The 15,629-nt window shown below is 61.8% G+C and carries 18 protein-coding genes and 1 riboswitch; of the genes, 12 read left to right on the plus strand and 6 right to left on the minus strand.

From position 1 onward, the window contains the following. Positions 1-13 precede the first annotated feature (13 nt). The 6 genes from sufD to ACT54B_RS11065 all read left to right on the plus strand — a co-directional run bounded on the left by sufD (position 14) and on the right by ACT54B_RS11065 (position 4,540). Positions 14-1,285 (plus strand): Fe-S cluster assembly protein SufD, encoded by a 1,272-nt coding sequence (gene sufD / locus ACT54B_RS11040; protein ID WP_476044921.1) that lies wholly within the window; start codon positions 14-16, stop codon positions 1,283-1,285. 1 nt (position 1,286) lies between these two features. Then, positions 1,287-2,528, plus strand: coding sequence for a cysteine desulfurase (locus ACT54B_RS11045; protein WP_476045593.1), 1,242 nt, complete (start codon positions 1,287-1,289; stop codon positions 2,526-2,528). Positions 2,529-2,540: 12 nt separating this feature from the next. Continuing rightward, positions 2,541-2,915 carry an SUF system Fe-S cluster assembly protein gene (locus tag ACT54B_RS11050; protein ID WP_476044922.1) on the plus strand — a complete coding sequence of 125 codons (375 nt, stop codon included), beginning with the start codon at positions 2,541-2,543 and terminating at the stop codon, positions 2,913-2,915. A gap of 77 nt (positions 2,916-2,992) precedes the next feature. Further along, on the plus strand, positions 2,993-3,388 hold the full coding sequence (gene sufA, locus ACT54B_RS11055; protein ID WP_476044923.1) for a Fe-S cluster assembly scaffold SufA: 396 nt from the start codon (positions 2,993-2,995) through the stop codon (positions 3,386-3,388). A 57-nt stretch (positions 3,389-3,445) separates the two neighbouring features. Next, entirely contained in the window at positions 3,446-3,691 is a 246-nt protein-coding gene (locus ACT54B_RS11060; protein ID WP_476044924.1) for a BrnT family toxin, read from the plus strand. Positions 3,692-3,916: 225 nt separating this feature from the next. After that, positions 3,917-4,540 carry a LysE/ArgO family amino acid transporter gene (locus ACT54B_RS11065; protein WP_476044925.1) on the plus strand — a complete coding sequence of 208 codons (624 nt, stop codon included), beginning with the start codon at positions 3,917-3,919 and terminating at the stop codon, positions 4,538-4,540. A 56-nt stretch (positions 4,541-4,596) separates the two neighbouring features. Here ACT54B_RS11065 and gcvP read toward each other — a convergent pair whose 3' ends face one another. Genes gcvP through gcvT form a run of 3 tightly spaced genes read right to left on the minus strand, consistent with a single transcriptional unit; the run spans position 4,597 to position 8,990 of the window. Beyond that, positions 4,597-7,458 (minus strand): aminomethyl-transferring glycine dehydrogenase, encoded by a 2,862-nt coding sequence (gcvP, locus tag ACT54B_RS11070; RefSeq protein WP_476044926.1) that lies wholly within the window; start codon positions 7,456-7,458, stop codon positions 4,597-4,599. Continuing rightward, positions 7,458-7,820 (minus strand): glycine cleavage system protein GcvH, encoded by a 363-nt coding sequence (gcvH, locus tag ACT54B_RS11075; RefSeq protein WP_476044927.1) that lies wholly within the window; start codon positions 7,818-7,820, stop codon positions 7,458-7,460. Before gcvH ends, gcvP begins: the two co-directional genes overlap by 1 nt. 30 nt (positions 7,821-7,850) lie before the next feature. Continuing rightward, positions 7,851-8,990: a glycine cleavage system aminomethyltransferase GcvT gene (gene gcvT, locus ACT54B_RS11080; protein ID WP_476044928.1), complete on the minus strand. Its 1,140-nt coding sequence runs from the start codon at positions 8,988-8,990 to the stop codon at positions 7,851-7,853. A 147-nt stretch (positions 8,991-9,137) separates the two neighbouring features. Further along, positions 9,138-9,225, minus strand: a riboswitch (glycine riboswitch). Positions 9,226-9,395: 170 nt separating this feature from the next. On the opposite strand from gcvT, the gene ACT54B_RS11085 reads away from it, so the two are divergent. Together ACT54B_RS11085 and ACT54B_RS11090 are read left to right on the plus strand one after the other, a co-directional pair. Then, positions 9,396-9,773 (plus strand): hypothetical protein, encoded by a 378-nt coding sequence (locus ACT54B_RS11085; protein WP_476044929.1) that lies wholly within the window; start codon positions 9,396-9,398, stop codon positions 9,771-9,773. A gap of 92 nt (positions 9,774-9,865) precedes the next feature. Beyond that, the gene (locus ACT54B_RS11090; RefSeq protein WP_476044930.1) at positions 9,866-10,846 is read left to right on the plus strand and encodes a copper chaperone PCu(A)C domain-containing protein; all 981 of its coding nucleotides are present in this window, start codon (positions 9,866-9,868) and stop codon (positions 10,844-10,846) included. A gap of 62 nt (positions 10,847-10,908) precedes the next feature. Here ACT54B_RS11090 and ACT54B_RS11095 read toward each other — a convergent pair whose 3' ends face one another. Next, a complete protein-coding gene (locus ACT54B_RS11095; RefSeq protein ID WP_476044931.1) occupies positions 10,909-11,190 on the minus strand; it encodes a hypothetical protein in 282 nt (93 codons plus the stop codon). 157 nt (positions 11,191-11,347) lie between these two features. Between ACT54B_RS11095 and crcB the strand changes: the two genes are divergently transcribed. From crcB to ACT54B_RS11115, 4 genes are all read left to right on the plus strand, one after another. Then, complete coding sequence (gene crcB, locus ACT54B_RS11100) at positions 11,348-11,725, plus strand: fluoride efflux transporter CrcB (RefSeq protein ID WP_476044932.1); 378 nt, start codon at positions 11,348-11,350, stop codon at positions 11,723-11,725. 91 nt (positions 11,726-11,816) lie between these two features. Continuing rightward, the gene (locus tag ACT54B_RS11105) at positions 11,817-12,806 is read left to right on the plus strand and encodes an RluA family pseudouridine synthase (protein ID WP_476044933.1); all 990 of its coding nucleotides are present in this window, start codon (positions 11,817-11,819) and stop codon (positions 12,804-12,806) included. Then, the gene (locus ACT54B_RS11110) at positions 12,803-13,459 is read left to right on the plus strand and encodes an HAD-IA family hydrolase (RefSeq protein ID WP_476044934.1); all 657 of its coding nucleotides are present in this window, start codon (positions 12,803-12,805) and stop codon (positions 13,457-13,459) included. Before ACT54B_RS11105 ends, ACT54B_RS11110 begins: the two co-directional genes overlap by 4 nt. Positions 13,460-13,464: 5 nt before the next feature. Further along, positions 13,465-14,250, plus strand: coding sequence for an ATP12 family chaperone protein (locus ACT54B_RS11115; protein ID WP_476044935.1), 786 nt, complete (start codon positions 13,465-13,467; stop codon positions 14,248-14,250). Positions 14,251-14,293: 43 nt separating this feature from the next. Here the strand turns inward: ACT54B_RS11115 and ACT54B_RS11120 are convergent, their stop codons facing one another. Further along, on the minus strand, positions 14,294-14,608 hold the full coding sequence (locus tag ACT54B_RS11120) for a DMT family transporter (protein WP_476044936.1): 315 nt from the start codon (positions 14,606-14,608) through the stop codon (positions 14,294-14,296). Positions 14,609-14,792: 184 nt separating this feature from the next. Then, the gene (gene fghA, locus ACT54B_RS11125) at positions 14,793-15,629 is read right to left on the minus strand and encodes an S-formylglutathione hydrolase (protein ID WP_476044937.1); all 837 of its coding nucleotides are present in this window, start codon (positions 15,627-15,629) and stop codon (positions 14,793-14,795) included.

Here is a 15,629-nt window from a genome sequence, read left to right on the forward strand (position 1 = left end):
AAGGACGACGTTCATGAATGTCACGCAACTCAACCGCCAGACCGCTGCCGAGGCGCAGATCCTCGACGCCTATCAGGCGGCTCTTTCCGAGCTTCCGGGCGATGGCGCGGTCATGGTCGCCCGCGACCGGCTGCTCAACGCACTGAAGACGCAGGGTCTGCCGACCCGGCGCATCGAAAGCTGGCACTATACCGACCTGCGCACGCTGCTGAAGACGGTGCCGGCCGCAAGCTCCGAGATCGCCTCCGCCACCGACCCGGTCGTGGCCGGTTCGCATGTTCTCGCCCTGTCTGGTGGCAAGCCTTCCGGTTCCGCCGATGTGGAGGGTGTCACCGTTACCGGTTTTGCCGGCCAGCTGCTAAGCGGTGAAGCCGCCACCGGCCTTGCCGAGCGCGGCTCTGACGATGCCATCGGCCGCATCAACGGCGCCTTCGTCCGGGACGGATACGCACTCGACGTGCCTGCTGGTGCAGAGCTTGCCGAGGTCATCGAATTGCAGGCCAACCAGGCCGGTGGACAGGCGCATAGCCGCTTCCCGGTTCGCTTCGGCGCGGGTTCGAAGGCCGTGGTCATTGAGCGTCACCGTGCGGTGACTGACAATGCCGCCTTTGTTTCTTCCGTGTCCGATCTGGTGCTGGAAGACGGTGCCGAAATCACCTGGATCATCCTGCAGCAGCAGGGGGCCGCCGATACCCATCTCGGGCAGATCAAGATCGTGCTGAATGCGGATGCGAAGCTGAAGCTTTACGTCATCAATGCCGGCGGCAAGCTCGTTCGCCAGGAAATCCACGTGGTGACCGCAGGCGGTGGCGCCGACCTGACGCTGCGTGGCGTCAACCTGCTCGGCGGCGACAGCCATACGGACGTCACGCTGACGCTCGGCCATGACGTGCCGGACACGACCTCGACGGAAATCATCCGCAACGTGGTGTTCGACCGCGCCAAGGGCGTGTTCCAGGGGCAAATCCGGGTGGCGCAGGATGCGCAGAAGACCGATGCGCGCATGGCCTGCAACACGCTGCTGCTCTCCGACGAGGCTGAATTCTCGGTGAAGCCGGAGCTGGAAATCTTTGCCGACGACGTGCAGTGCGCCCATGGCGCAACCGTTGCCGACATCGACAAGGTGCACCTCTACTATCTGATGGCACGCGGTATTCCGAAGAAGGAAGCGCGCGCGCTTCTGGTCAATGCCTTCGTGGCCGAAATCGTCGAGGAACTGGAAGAGGAAGCCCTGGTCGAGGCGCTGGAAGGCGTCATCGCCGGCTGGCTGGAGAAGCATGGCTGACATGGACAGGATCACGCCCGCGACCCCTTATGATGTCGAAGCCATCCGCAAGGATTTCCCGATCCTGTCGCGGGAGGTTTACGGCAAGCCGCTCGTCTATCTCGACAATGGCGCATCGGCCCAGAAGCCGCAGGTCGTGATCGATGCGGTCGCGCATGCCTATTCGCAGGAATATGCGAATGTGCATCGCGGCCTGCATTTCCTCTCCAATGCCGCCACCGATGCCTATGAAGGGGCGCGCGAGAAGGTGCGCCGCTTCCTGAATGCGGGTTCGGTGGACGAGATCATCTTCACCAAGTCCTCGACCGAGGCGATCAACACGGTCGCCTATGGATATGGCATGCCGAAGATCGGGGAGGGCGACGAGATCGTCCTCACGATCATGGAGCATCACTCCAATATCGTGCCGTGGCATTTCATCCGCGAGCGTCAGGGCGCGAAGCTGGTGTGGGTGCCGGTCGATGATGACGGCGCCTTCCACATCGAGGCTTTCAAAAAGAGCCTGACGGAGAAGACGAAGCTCATCGCCATCACCCACATGTCGAACGCGCTCGGCACCATCGTGCCGGTCAAGGAAGTTTGCCGTATTGCCCGCGAGCGCGGCATTCCCGTGCTGGTCGACGGCAGCCAGGGGGCTGTCCACATGTCGGTCGATGTCCGCGACATCGACTGCGACTGGTATGTAATGACCGGCCACAAGCTCTACGGTCCCTCGGGGATCGGTGTGCTCTACGGCAAGATGGACCGGCTGAAGGAGATGCGTCCCTTCATGGGCGGCGGTGAGATGATCGTCGACGTCTCCGAAGAAGCCGTAACCTACAACGATCCACCGCACCGGTTCGAGGCGGGGACGCCGCCGATCGTGCAGGCAATCGGGCTTGGCTACGCGCTCGATTATATGGAGAAGATCGGCCGTGCCGCGATTGCGGCGCATGAGGCGGATCTGGCGGCCTATGCCGCAGAGCAGCTCCGTTCGGTCAATTCACTCCGTATCATCGGCAATGCGCCGGATAAGGGTGGCATCTTCTCCTTCGAGCTTCAGGGCATCCATGCCCATGACGTTTCGATGGTGATCGACCGCCGGGGCGTGGCCGTCCGGGCGGGAACCCATTGCGCCCAACCGCTCTTGAAACGCTTTGGCGTCACCTCCACATGCCGGGCATCTTTCGGGCTCTACAACACGCGCGCCGAAGTGGATGCGCTGGTGGAAGCGCTGGATTACGCCCGCACCTTCTTTGCGTAAGGAGAATTTGCCATGACCACGACCGAGGAAACAGCCGATCCGCGCGAAGGGCTGGTGAATTCGGCCATCCCACAGGAGGAGCTTGCGCGCCTTTCCGATGATATCGTCGCGGCGCTCAAGACGGTCTATGACCCGGAAATTCCGGCGGATATTTTCGAACTCGGCCTGATCTACAAGATCGATATCGAAGACGACCGCATGGTGAAGATCGTCATGACGCTCACCGCGCCGGGCTGCCCGGTGGCCGGCGAAATGCCGGGCTGGGTCGAGAATGCCGTTGGCGCCGTGGAAGGTGTTTCCGGCGTGCAGGTGGAGCTGACCTTCGATCCGCCATGGTCTGCGGACCGGATGTCGGAAGAGGCGCAGGTGGCCGTCGGCTGGTATTGAAGCCTTTACCGGCTGCGCTTACATTATGTTTCGAAGCATCGGGCCTTGAACCCGGTTGTGGAAAGGGACGTGAAGACATGGGCTTTGCCATCATGACCATCAACGAGGCCGCCGCCGAACGGGTGAAGGCTATCGTTTTGAAATCCGGCCCGGAGGCCAAGGGCATCCGTGTGGGCGTCAAGAAGGGCGGCTGCGCCGGGATGGAATATACGGTGGATCTTGTCATCGAACCCGACCCGAAGGATGATCTGGTCGAGCGCGACGGTGCCCGCGTCTGGGTCGCGCCGCATGCGACCCTTTACCTGCTCGGCACCGAAATGGGTTTCGAACAGACCACCCTGCGCTCGGGCTTCACCTTCAACAATCCGAACCAGACATCTGCCTGCGGATGTGGGGAATCGGTCGAGCTGAAGCCTGCGGATCTGGCGGCCCTTGCTGCCAAGGGCAACCCGGTCGTTCAGGCTGATCTGTAATTTATAATTCCCTAAATTTAAGAATGACGCATCTTGCCTTATGGGTAAGATGCGCGCATGATCATATTGTGGGATGAGCCGAAGCGGATCAGCAATCTCAGGAAGCACCGGCTGGATTTTGCCGATCTGGATCGGGGATTTCTGGAACGCTCTGTCATCGTGAGTGCCAGAGGCAACCGCATGATGGCCATCGGAGAATTTCGGTCCGAGATGGTGACCGTCATTTTCCGGTTTATGGGGAGTGAGGCTATTTCCGTTGTTTCCATGCGAAGGTCGAGTAGGCGGGAAAGGACACGACTATGACGAGATGGTCTAACATACGCTCTCTCTCAGATGAGGAGGAGGAAGAGATCCAGCGCGCTATAGCGAGCGACCCTGATACGTGGGAAGCGAGCGAAGAAGATCTCCGTAATGCCCGGCCGTTCTCTGAGGTGTTTCCCGAGATCTATGCAAAAATGAAGGCGAGTTTGCCGGCCAAGTAGGGCGTGCTAAGCAGGAGGGATTGCTCTCCATCCTGAAAAGCGCCTCATGACCTTCATTCTTTTTCTCAAAGGTATTCTGCTCGGCCTTGCCATTGCAGCGCCGGTCGGGCCCATAGGGGCTCTCTGCATCAACCGCACGCTTCAGCGCGGCTTCTGGGCCGGTGTGGCGGGTGGTTTGGGGACGGCGCTGGCCGATGGGGCCTATGCCCTGCTCGCGGCCTCTGGTTTTGCCGTTTTTGCCTCCATCCTCGCCAGAATATCCGTTCCGCTCGGCCTGATCGGGGGCTTCTTCATGCTCTGGCTTGGCATTCAGTCTCTTCGATCGGCAGGCGCGCCGAAAGCCGCCGCCACGGACGCCGGTGTCAGCGATCTCCTCAAGGTTACGGCGACAACCTTTTTCCTCACCCTCTCCAATCCGACGACCATCTTGGCTTTCGCAGCAATTTTCGCAGGGCTCGGCCTTGCCAGTGACGGTTCCGGCGCGATTGTCACGACGGCGGGCGTGTTTACCGGCTCGCTGCTCTGGTGGTTCTTCTTGTGCGGCCTCGTTACGGGCCTGAAGCATCGACTGCCCGACGGATTTTCACTCTGGGTGTCGCGGTTTTCAGGTCTGATCCTGCTTTGCTTCGGGTTATTCGCCTTGGTGACGACCGCTCTTCAAGTCATTTGATAAAAAAGCCGCCCCGGTTTCCCGGAGCGGCCATCTGATTTTCTTTCCTGAAAGCCTTACTCCGCCGCCTGCGCGTATTCCTCCATCGGAGGGCAGGTGCAGACGAGGTTGCGGTCGCCGTAGACATTGTCGATGCGGTTGACCGGGGCCCAGTACTTGTCCACGCGGAAGGAACCCGGCGGGAAGCAGGCCTGTTCGCGGCTATAGGGACGATCCCATTCGCCGACCAGGTCTTCCACCGTATGCGGAGCGTTCTTCAGCGGGTTGTTCACCTTGTCCATCCGACCTTCCTCGATGGCGCGGGCTTCCTCACGGATCGCCAGCATGGCATCGCAGAAGCGGTCGATCTCCGCCTTGGTTTCGGACTCGGTCGGCTCGATCATCAGCGTGCCGGCAACCGGCCAGCTCATGGTCGGAGCATGGAAGCCGCAATCGACAAGGCGCTTGGCGATGTCGTCCACGGTCACGCCGGCGCTGTCCACCAGCGGGCGCGTGTCGATGATGCATTCATGCGCCACCCGTCCGGACTTCGAGGTGTAGAGCACGTCATAGGCGCCCTTGAGGCGGGCGGCGATGTAGTTGGCGTTGAGGATCGCCACCTTGGTCGCCTGGGTCAGGCCTTCGCCGCCCATCATCAGGCAGTAGCTCCAGGAAATCGGCAGGATCGAGGCCGAGCCGAAGGGAGCGGCCGAAACGGCCCCTTCGGTGTTTTCAGCCGGATGACCCGGGAGATAGGCCGCCAGATGCGCCTTGACGCCGATCGGACCCATGCCGGGACCGCCGCCGCCATGCGGAATGCAGAAGGTCTTGTGCAGGTTCAGGTGGCTGACGTCGGAGCCGATGTCACCGGGGCGGGACAGGCCCACCATGGCATTCATGTTGGCACCGTCGAGATAGACCTGGCCGCCATGGCTGTGGGTGATCTCGCAGACTTCACGCACCGTTTCCTCGAACACGCCATGGGTCGAGGGATAGGTGATCATGCAGCAGGACAGCTGAGCGGAATACTGCTGCGCCTTGGCGCGGAAATCTTCCATGTCGATATCGCCGTTTTCCTTGGCCTTGACCGGAACGACCTTCATGCCGGCCATCTGGGCAGAGGCCGGGTTGGTGCCATGGGCAGAGGTGGGGATGAGGCAGATATCGCGATGACCTTCGCCGCGGGCGAGGTGATAGTTGCGGATCGTCAGAAGCCCCGCATATTCCCCTTGCGCGCCGGAGTTCGGCTGCATGGAGAAGGCATCGTAGCCGGTGACCTGGCAGAGCTTGGCGGAGAGGTCGTCGATCATCTCCTTGTAGCCGACGGCCTGGTTTTCGGGCACGAAGGGGTGCAGTTCGGCAAATTCCGGCCAGGTGATCGGCAGCATTTCCGCCGTCGCATTCAGCTTCATGGTGCAGGAGCCGAGCGGAATCATCGCCCGGTCGAGCGCCAGATCGCGGTCCGAGAGACGGCGGATGTAGCGGGTCATCTCGCTTTCCGCGCGGTTCATGTGGAAGATCGGATGCGTCATGTATTCGGTATTGCGCAGCGCCGTGTCGGGCAGGCGATAGGCCGGCTCGAATTCGCGGATGCGGAAATTGCCACCGAAGGCCTTCCACACGGCTTCCAGCGTGGCCGGGCGCGAGCGCTCGTCCAGGGAGATGCCGATGCGGTCATTGCCGATCTTGCGCAGGTTGACCTGCTCGGCGACTGCGGCATTCATGATCGCGCCCTGAAGCGGGCCGACATGAACGGTGATCGTATCGAAGAACACCTTCGGCTCGACCTTGAAGCCCAGCTTTTCGAGGCCCATGGCAAGGCGGACGGCCTTGAGATGCACGCTCTGCGCAATGGCCTTGATTCCCTCGGGACCATGGAACACGCCATACATCGAGGCCATGACGGCCAGCAGCACCTGGGCGGTGCAGATGTTCGACGTCGCCTTTTCACGACGAATATGCTGCTCGCGGGTCTGGAGCGACAGGCGGTAGGCGCGATTGCCGCGGGCATCGACGGACACGCCGACAAGACGGCCCGGCATGTTGCGCTTGTAGGCGTCCTTGACGGCCATGTAGGCCGCATGCGGACCACCGTAACCCATCGGCACGCCGAAGCGCTGGGTGCAGCCAACGGCAATGTCGGCGCCCATTTCACCGGGCGATTTCAGCAGCGCGAGCGCCAGCGGATCGGCGGCGACCGTTGCGATGGCGCCGGCGGCGTGCAGTGCGGAGATCACCTTGGTGAAGTCGCGCACATGACCGTAGGTGCCGGGATATTGGAAGAGGGCACCGAAGACCTTAGCCGGGTCGAGATCCTTTTCCGGATCGCCGACGATGATTTCCCAGCCGAGCGGCTCGGCGCGGGTGTGGATGAGCGCGACGGTTTGCGGATGGCAGTGCTCGTCGACGAAGAAGGCGTTGGCCTTGGAGCTTGCCACGCGCTGCGACATGGCCATGGCTTCGGCCGCCGCGGTTGCCTCATCGAGCAGCGAAGCGTTGGCGACATCGAGACCGGTGAGGTCGCAGACCATGGTCTGGTAGTTCAGAAGCGCCTCGAGACGGCCCTGGGAAATTTCCGGCTGGTAGGGCGTATAGGCCGTGTACCAGGCGGGGTTTTCCAGAATGCAACGCTGGATGACCGGCGGCGTGATGGTGCCGTAATAGCCCTGGCCGATCAGCGAAACGAGGTTCGTGTTCTTGTTGGCGATCTCGCGCAGGCGGTCGAGCGCCTCGCGTTCGGTCATGGGCGCGCCCCAGGAAAGCGGCTGCTTCTGGCGAATGGAGGCGGGCACCGTGTCGTCGATCAGCGCATCGAGGGACGGATAGCCGATGACCTTCAGCATCTCGTCCATTTCGCGCGGGGAGGGGCCGATATGACGCCGGTTGGCAAAGTCATAGGGCTGGTAGTCGGTGAAGGAGAATTCGACCGGGGAGGACATCAGGCGATCAGCTCCTTGTAGGCGGCCTCATCCAGCAGGCCATCGGCATCGGCGGGATTGGCGAGCTTCAGCTTGAAGAACCAGCCGGCGCCCTGCGGATCGGAGTTGACGAGCGACGGATCGGCAACGATCGCCTCGTTCACTTCGGTGATTTCGCCATCCAGCGGACAATAGACCTCGGAGGCCGCCTTCACGGATTCCACGGTTGCGGCATCGCCACCCTTGGAGAAGCTCTTGCCGACGGCCGGGAGTTCGACGAACACCAGATCGCCCAGCTGCTCGGCAGCATGGTTGGTGATCCCTACGGTCGCGACGCCGTTCTCGATGTTCAGCCACTCGTGTTCAGACGTAAATTTCAGCATGGATTTTCCTCTTGTCCAGTCTGGAGGCGCTCAGCGCTTGTAGGTTTGGGTGATGAAGGGGAGGGTGGAAACGGTCATCGGCAGGTACTTGCCGCGCACTTCCGCATAGACGGTTGTTCCGGGTGCCGCATGGCTCTTCGGCAGGTAACCCATGGCCACAGGACCTTCCGCCGTGGGGCCGAAGGTACCTGACGTGACTTCGCCCAGTTCGGTCCGGCCTTCGCCGTCGGCGTAAAGCTTGGCATGGGAGCGCACGGGCGCCTTGCCCTCGGGCTTCAGGCCGACCCGGCGACGGCCAGCGCCATTCGCGAGTTCGGAGAGAATGCGCTCGGCGCCGGGGAAGCCGCCGGCGCGCTCGCCGCCGGTGCGACGAACCTTCTGGATCGCCCATTCAAGGGCGCCTTCGACCGGGGTTGTTCCGGTGTCGATGTCGTTGCCATAGAGGCACAGACCCGCTTCGAGGCGGAGCGAGTCGCGAGCGCCGAGACCGATGGCTTCAACGCCATCGAGGGCGAGAAGGGCGCGGGCCAGTTCTTCTGCCTTGGCTTCCGGAACGGAAATTTCGTAGCCGTCCTCACCGGAGTAGCCCGACCGGGAGACGATGCATTTCGCCCCGACCAGCGTTGTGGACATCACATCCATGAAGCGCATGGCGGCCACATCGGGAGAGAGCGTGGCAAGTGCCTTCTCGGATAGCGGACCTTGAAGCGCGATCAGCGCGCGGTCGCGGATCGGGGTCACTTCGCAGGTGTCGCCGAGATGCTTTTCGAGATGGGCGAAATCGGCTTCCTTACAGGCAGCGTTGACGACCAGGAACAGGTGATCGCCACGGTTGGTGATCATCAGGTCGTCATTGATCCCGCCGTCGTCATTCGTGAAGAGGCCGTACCGCTGGCGACCGACGCCGAGCCCGACCACGTCGACGGGTACAAGGGTCTCGAGGGCGCGGGCAGCATCGGCGTTGTTGCCGGAACGGGCGCGAATGGTGACCTGCCCCATATGCGACACGTCAAACAGGCCGGCGGCGGCGCGGGTGTGGAGATGTTCCTTCAGGACCCCGAGCGGATACTGCACGGGCATGTCGTAACCGGCAAAGGGTACCATCTTCGCGCCAAGCGAAAGATGCAGCCCGTGAAGGGGAGTCTTGAGTAGGGTGGTGTGCTCGTCCAAGCGGGGCCTCCAGGATACGGTGCTTTGCACCGGGCTCGAATCGCGGCATGTCTGCCTTGGTTTTGAGCCCCCTCTGTCCCTGCGCCTGAGATTGTTATCCCTTCGGCGTGGCTACCCTCATGGCAGCCCCCTCTCCAGAGTTCCGTTCGGCTTCTGCTGGTCCTTTTGCCTGAGAGTTTCCGGGGCGGTTGCTCCTTCGGCACCGCATCGAAGCGGCTTCTCCCAGCAGAATGCGGCAATTATCGTCCTGATACCGGCCTTGGCAAGACGAAAATGTCGTTTCCCGCAAAAAATCTTCGCTGATTGCGCCGGATCAAACAGGCTTTCTGAAACTGCGGCTAAGTTGCGCAGGCCTTTGCAAAGCGCGTTGGGATGCGCTAACGGGAGGCGACAACGGAGACGGGCATGGAACGGACGATGGAAAGGGCAGGGCATCTGGTACGCCTAGCATGCGTGCTGTCGCTGCTGTTCCTGGGTCTGGCCCATAGGCCCGCCGTCGAGGTTACGGTCCAGGATCCCCTGGCGCTTGCCTATCAGCTGCCCGATGGCAGCGCGCCGGATCTCTGCCTGCCGCAGGCTCCGGAAAAGCACAAGATCTCCTATCCTGCCTGCGACGCATGCCGTCTGTCCGCATCGGTCATTCTGCCCGCCGCGCCTGCAGCGATCGCCTATGTCGCAACGGGCGAACGGCCCGCCTATGTTGCCGTCACCCCTGCCGAGCCGCGCAGGTGGGTGGCTCTGATCCACGCAGCCCGTGGACCACCTTCCTCCGTCGACGCCTGACCTCTTCATACAACGTCGACATTGAGGCTTCCGACGAAGCCGGATGACGGGGCGCGACCGCCAGAGGCCGCCCGTCATGGAAGGACATAACCATGCACAAGACCCTTTTTTCCGCCGCTGCCACCCTTGCCATGCTGTTTTCGGGCACTGCCGCCTTTGCCCATGCGAGTTTCTCCGTCGGGGAAGCGCCGGCCGAGTCCTATTACACGGGTGAGCTGCGCATTCCCCACGGTTGCGACGGCAAGGCCACCAACGAAGTGTCGGTGAAGATCCCGGAAGGCTTTATCAATGCCAAGCCAAAGCTGAAGACGGGCTGGAAGATCGAGATCGTCAAGGGCGACTATCAGAAGACCTATGAACTGCACGGCAAGAAGGTCACGTCCGGCGCCGTGGAAATCCGCTGGACCGGAGGCGAAATTCCCGACGATATGTTCGATGGCTTCGAGATTACCGGCAAGATTGCAGGCGTTGAAGCCGGTACCGCTCTGCCTTTCGTCACCACGCAGAAATGCGGTGCGGACGGTTCCGTCACCTGGAGCGACATCGCCAAGGAAGGGCAGAACCCCCACGATCTCGAACATCCGGCTCCGACGATTTCCATCGTGGCTGCCGGCGAAGGCCATGAGCATGGCGCTCATGCCGGAATGATGATGGAGCAGGGTGCGGGCAAGGCGGGCGATCTTGCGCTGTCCGGTGGTTTCCTGAAGGGCATGCTGCCCGGTCAGGCCGTGGGTGGCGGCTTCGTGACCATCGCCAATGGCGGCGCGGCGGATGACCGTCTGGTTTCCGCATCCTCGCCGGTGGCCGATCACGTGGAGATCCATGAAATGACCATGGAAAACGACGTGATGAAGATGCGGGCTCTCCCGGAAGGCCTTCCGGTTGCCGCCGGGGCGACGGTCGAAATGAAGCCGGGTGGCTTGCACATGATGTTCATGGGCGTGAAGGCGCCCTTCAAGGAAGGCGATACCGTGCCGGTCACACTGACCTTCGAAAAGGCCGGAGCCGTGGAGCTTGCTTTCCCGGTCGTCGACCCCTCAAAGGTCAAGGCCGGAGCCCATATGCACAAGTAAAGCAACAGATTGGGGCGGCGCCGGTTTCCCGGCGCCGCCCCTTCGCTCGTTGTTCTGCGTGATCAGCCGCCGGAGCGGAGATAGGCTTCCACCGCCTGGTCGAGGGTGGTGTGGTTCTGGTTCAAGCGGTTTTCCAGCATGGAAAGGCGTGCGGACACGCCCGAAATGCTTTCGGATGGTGGAAGGATCGATTCCACATTGCGTTCCGGTTCGGCGAGCATGGCCGTTCGCTCGTTTTCTCGCACGGCCGTCTTGGGGCTCTTGCGTTGGACCGGTTTCAGCATCTCCATCGCAATAGCCGCCGTGTTCGCCGATAATGTCACAACCTGTGTCACTGCCGTCATCACCGCGTTTCATTTCTTTCGCGGAGACTAGGAAGGACGGCTTCATCTTTTGTTGCGGAATTCGATAAGAATTGAGCGACCTTGCGCTTTTCATCGGCAAGTCGGCAGCGGCACAATCATTTTGATGGAATCGGCCCGTGCCCCGGAGTGACTGGACATGCTCAATTTCCTGCTTGTAGCCTTAGGCGGAGCGATTGGCTCGATGTTGCGCTATGCGACGGGATTGGGGGCGACCCGCCTGTTCGGCCCCGGCTTTCCCTGGGGTACGCTGATCGTCAATGTGGTCGGATCCTTCGTGATCGGCGTTTTCGTGGAGAGCATCGCCCGGCGTTTCGGGGCATCGGAACCGGTGCGGCTTCTGCTGGTGACCGGCTTCCTCGGAGGCTTCACGACGTTCTCGTCCTTTTCGCTCGACGCCGCCGCCTTGCTGGAGCGCGGCGCGACCGCCTACGCCTTGCTCTATGTGGGCGGCAGTCTCATTCTCTCGCTGGGCGCGGTCTTTGCCGGCCTGACGGTCACCCGTGCCGTGCTTTGAGGCATTTTTCCCTTTCCCAGCCCGGGAGAAATACTCTAAAGCCAGCCTTTGACTTTCTCGGGCAAGCGCCCGGCAGACGTGGATCGGTTACATGGCAGGCATCGAGCATATCAAGGTGGACACGGACGAAGCGGGCATGCGCCTCGACCGCTGGTTCAAGGTGCATTATCCCGGCCTTGGCTTCGGCCCCCTTCAGAAGCTGCTTCGGTCCGGCCAGATCCGGGTCGATGGCGGGCGGGTGAAGTCCGATACGCGGGTGCAGCCCGGGCAGGTGGTGCGCGTGCCCCCGCTCGACGTGGACAAGGTCAAAACCGGTCCCATTGCCGGAAAGGAACTGAAGCACGCCGGTGATCACGAGCTCTTGTCCCGCATGCTGCTGCACGAGGACGACAAGGTGATCGTGCTGAACAAGCCCGCCGGTCTTGCCGTGCAGGGCGGTTCCGGCGTCAACCGCCATATCGACCAGATGCTGGAAGCCTGGACCAACCAGCGGGGTGAAAAACCCCGCCTCGTCCATCGCCTCGACCGTGATACGTCGGGCGTTCTCGTAATTGCCCGCACGCGCGGCGCGGCACAGAAGCTCACGGCTGCCTTCCGCGAACGCGACACCAAGAAGACCTACTGGTCGCTGGTCAAGGGCGTGCCGCGCAAGAGGGAAGACAAGATTTCCACCTGGCTGGTCAAGGAACAGACGCCGGACGGGGACCGCATGCGGATCGCCAAGCACGGCGAGGAGGGGGCCGATCACGCCGTCTCCTTCTACCGGATCATCGATACGGTGGCGCAGAACCTCTGCTGGCTGGAAATGGAGCCCTATACCGGGCGCACGCACCAGCTGCGTGTCCACGCCCTTCATATGGGCCATCCCATCATCGGCGATCCGAAGTATTTCATCGACGATCCGAACTGGGACTTCCCCGGGGGCGTCCAGAAACGCCTGCATCTCCACGCGCGCCATATCGATATCCCGCATCCGAACGGTGGCCGCCTGAAGGTAACTGCCCCCCTGCCGCCTCACATGGAACAGACCTGGAACCTGCTTGGCCTGAACATCGAGGACGGAGATCGGGACGGCGAATGAAACTGGTCCTCTTCGATTGCGACGGCACACTCGTTGATAGCGCCGGACTGATCCATGACGTGATGGAACGCACGTTCGCGCATTTCGGCTTTGCCCGCCCCAGTTTCGAGGCGACGAAATCGATCATCGGCCTGACGCTCGACATTGCCATCGCCCGGATCCAGGGCAAGACCCATGCGGATGACGAAGCGGTCCGCATGATGGCCTATTACAAGTCGATCTACGCCGATGTGCGGGGTGAGACGGGCTTCAAGGAGCCTCTTTTCCCGGGTATCCGCACCATGCTCGACACGGTCATTGCCGACAAGCGCCTGATCCTCGGCGCCGTCACCGGAAAGTCGCGGGCCGGGCTCAACATGATCATGGACAGCCACGACCTCCGGCCCCATATCCATGTTTCGCGGACAGCGGACGATTGCCCCTCGAAGCCCCATCCGGCCATGGTGTCGGAATGTTGTGACGAGGCCGGCATCGAGCCTTCCCGAACCGTCGTGATCGGCGATGCGATCTACGATATGCAGATGGCGAAGGCGGCCGGCGCAAGGGCGATCGGCGTTGCCTGGGGCTATGCGACCGTGCCGGAGCTGGTAACAGCCGGCGCTGACGGCATCGCCCGCACGCCGGAAGACCTGATTGACCTGATTGGCGAGTAAAGACCATGCGTGACCTCCTCAACGACCTTTCCGAAGGCCTGAGCCATCCCGATCCCATCCGTCGGGCGCAGATCCAGATGAAGAAGCCTCTTCCGAAGCGCTTCTACGAGGCGGTGACCATCGAGGAGGAAGATGGCGGTTTCGGACTCCGTCTGGATGGCCGCACACTCAAGACGCCAGCCAAAAAGGCACTCACGCTGCCCACGCGGGCGCTTGCGGAAATCATCGCCCGGGAATGGGACGCGCAGACGGACTTCATCGATCCGAATACGATGCCCGTGACCAAGCTCGTCAATACGGCCATCGATGGCATCGCGCCGGATATGCAGCCGGTTGCCGACGACATCGCGCGTTATGCCGGCAATGACATGTTGTGCTACCGCGCCTCCGAGCCTGCAGCGCTCGTCGAACGGCAGGCAGAACGGTGGGATCCCATTCTGGAATGGGCAGGCGAGACGCTGGGCGCCCGTCTGATCCTGGCGGAAGGGGTGATGTATCAGGCACAGCCTCAGGAAGCGCTGGATGCGGTTGCAGCGGCCGTGGCGCGTTTCACCGATCCGGTCGCGCTTGCCGCGCTGCATACGATAACCACCATTTCCGGTTCCGCTCTGCTAACGCTGGCCTATGCGCTCGGGCGTATCGATCTCCACACCCTTTGGGCTCTTGCCCATCTGGAAGAAGACTGGACGGTGGAGCACTGGGGCGAAGACGAGGAAGCGGTTGCCCGCCGCGCCAAGCGTTTCGGCGAGGCGACGGCTGCGGCCGATGCCTTGGCTGCCCTTTCCAGCTGAAGACCGCTTCCGGCGCTCCATGCGCCGGAAACGGCCAAGGGTGTCAGCTGACGATCTTGAGGCCGACAATGCCCACGATGATCAGGCCGATGCACAGAAGGCGCACCAGGTCTGAGGGCTCGTTGAACAGCCATATTCCCAGAATGACCGTGCCAAGCGTGCCGATACCGGTCCAGATCGCGTAAGCGGTGCCGAGCGGCAGATGCTTTACTGCAAGCGCCAGAAAGACGACGCTGACGGCCATCACGGCCAGTGTGAGAATGGTCGGAACGGGCTTTGTGAAGCCATCGGTGTATTTCATGCCGATGGCCCAGCCAATTTCCGAAATGCCCGCAATAAACAGATAGACCCATGCCATGGGAGACTCCTCATTTTGAAAATGCGGGGCCGTCCCACGCGAATGGTCGATGGCGAATCCATCGCCGCAGCCGTCTGCGGTCGGGCAAATCTCGCAAAGCGCGCGGGGGATGGCAATCCCCAAGGCTCATGCTTTTCCCTCAGCAGGGAAAAGGCCAGGCGGGCAGGGCATGCCCGCCCCTGCATCAAGCGCCGAGGCGCTCTGCATGCCAGCGCAGATGATCGTCCATGAAGGTGGAGATGAAATAGTATGAATGGTCGTAGCGGTCGTGCATGCGCAGCGTCAGCTTGATGTCCGTATCCTTGACGGCTTCCTCGAACAGCCAGGGGCGCAGGCCATTTTCCAGGAAACTGTCTGCCTTGCCCTGATCGATGAGGAATTCCGGGAAGCGGGCACCATCCTTTACCAGCGCGCAGGCATCATATTTCCGCCAGGCGGCGCGGTCAGAGCCTAGATATTTCTCGAAGGCATCGACCGACCAGTGGGCCGTAGACGGTTCCACGATCGGGGCGAAAGCGGAGCAGCTCCGGAAGCGGTCGGGATGCTTCAGCGCGATGGTCATGGCGCCGTGGCCACCCATGGAATGGCCGAATATGCCCTGGCGATCCATGTCCATGCGGAAATGCTGGCTGACGAAGGCCGGCAGTTCCTCCGTGATATAGGTGTACATCTGGTAGTGTTCGGCCCAGGGCTTTTCAGTCGCATCCAGGTAGAAACCGGCACCCTTGCCCATCTGCCAATTGGTCAGTTCGTCCGGCACGTCATTGCCGCGCGGGCTGACATCGGGGCAGACGACAATCAGGCCGAGCTCCGCGGCCAGACGGCGATATTCACCCTTTTCCATCACATTGGCGTGGGTGCAGGTCAGACCGGACAGGTACCACAGCACGGGCCGCTTTTCCTTGATTGCCTGCGGCGGCACGAAAACCGCAAAGGTCATCTCGCATTTCGTGGCTTCGGATTCGTGGGAGAAAACTCCCTGCATGCCGCCAAATGCGGTGTTCTGGGAAAGCACTTTCAT

It is taken from the genome of Gellertiella sp. DMC107 (assembly GCF_056313605.1).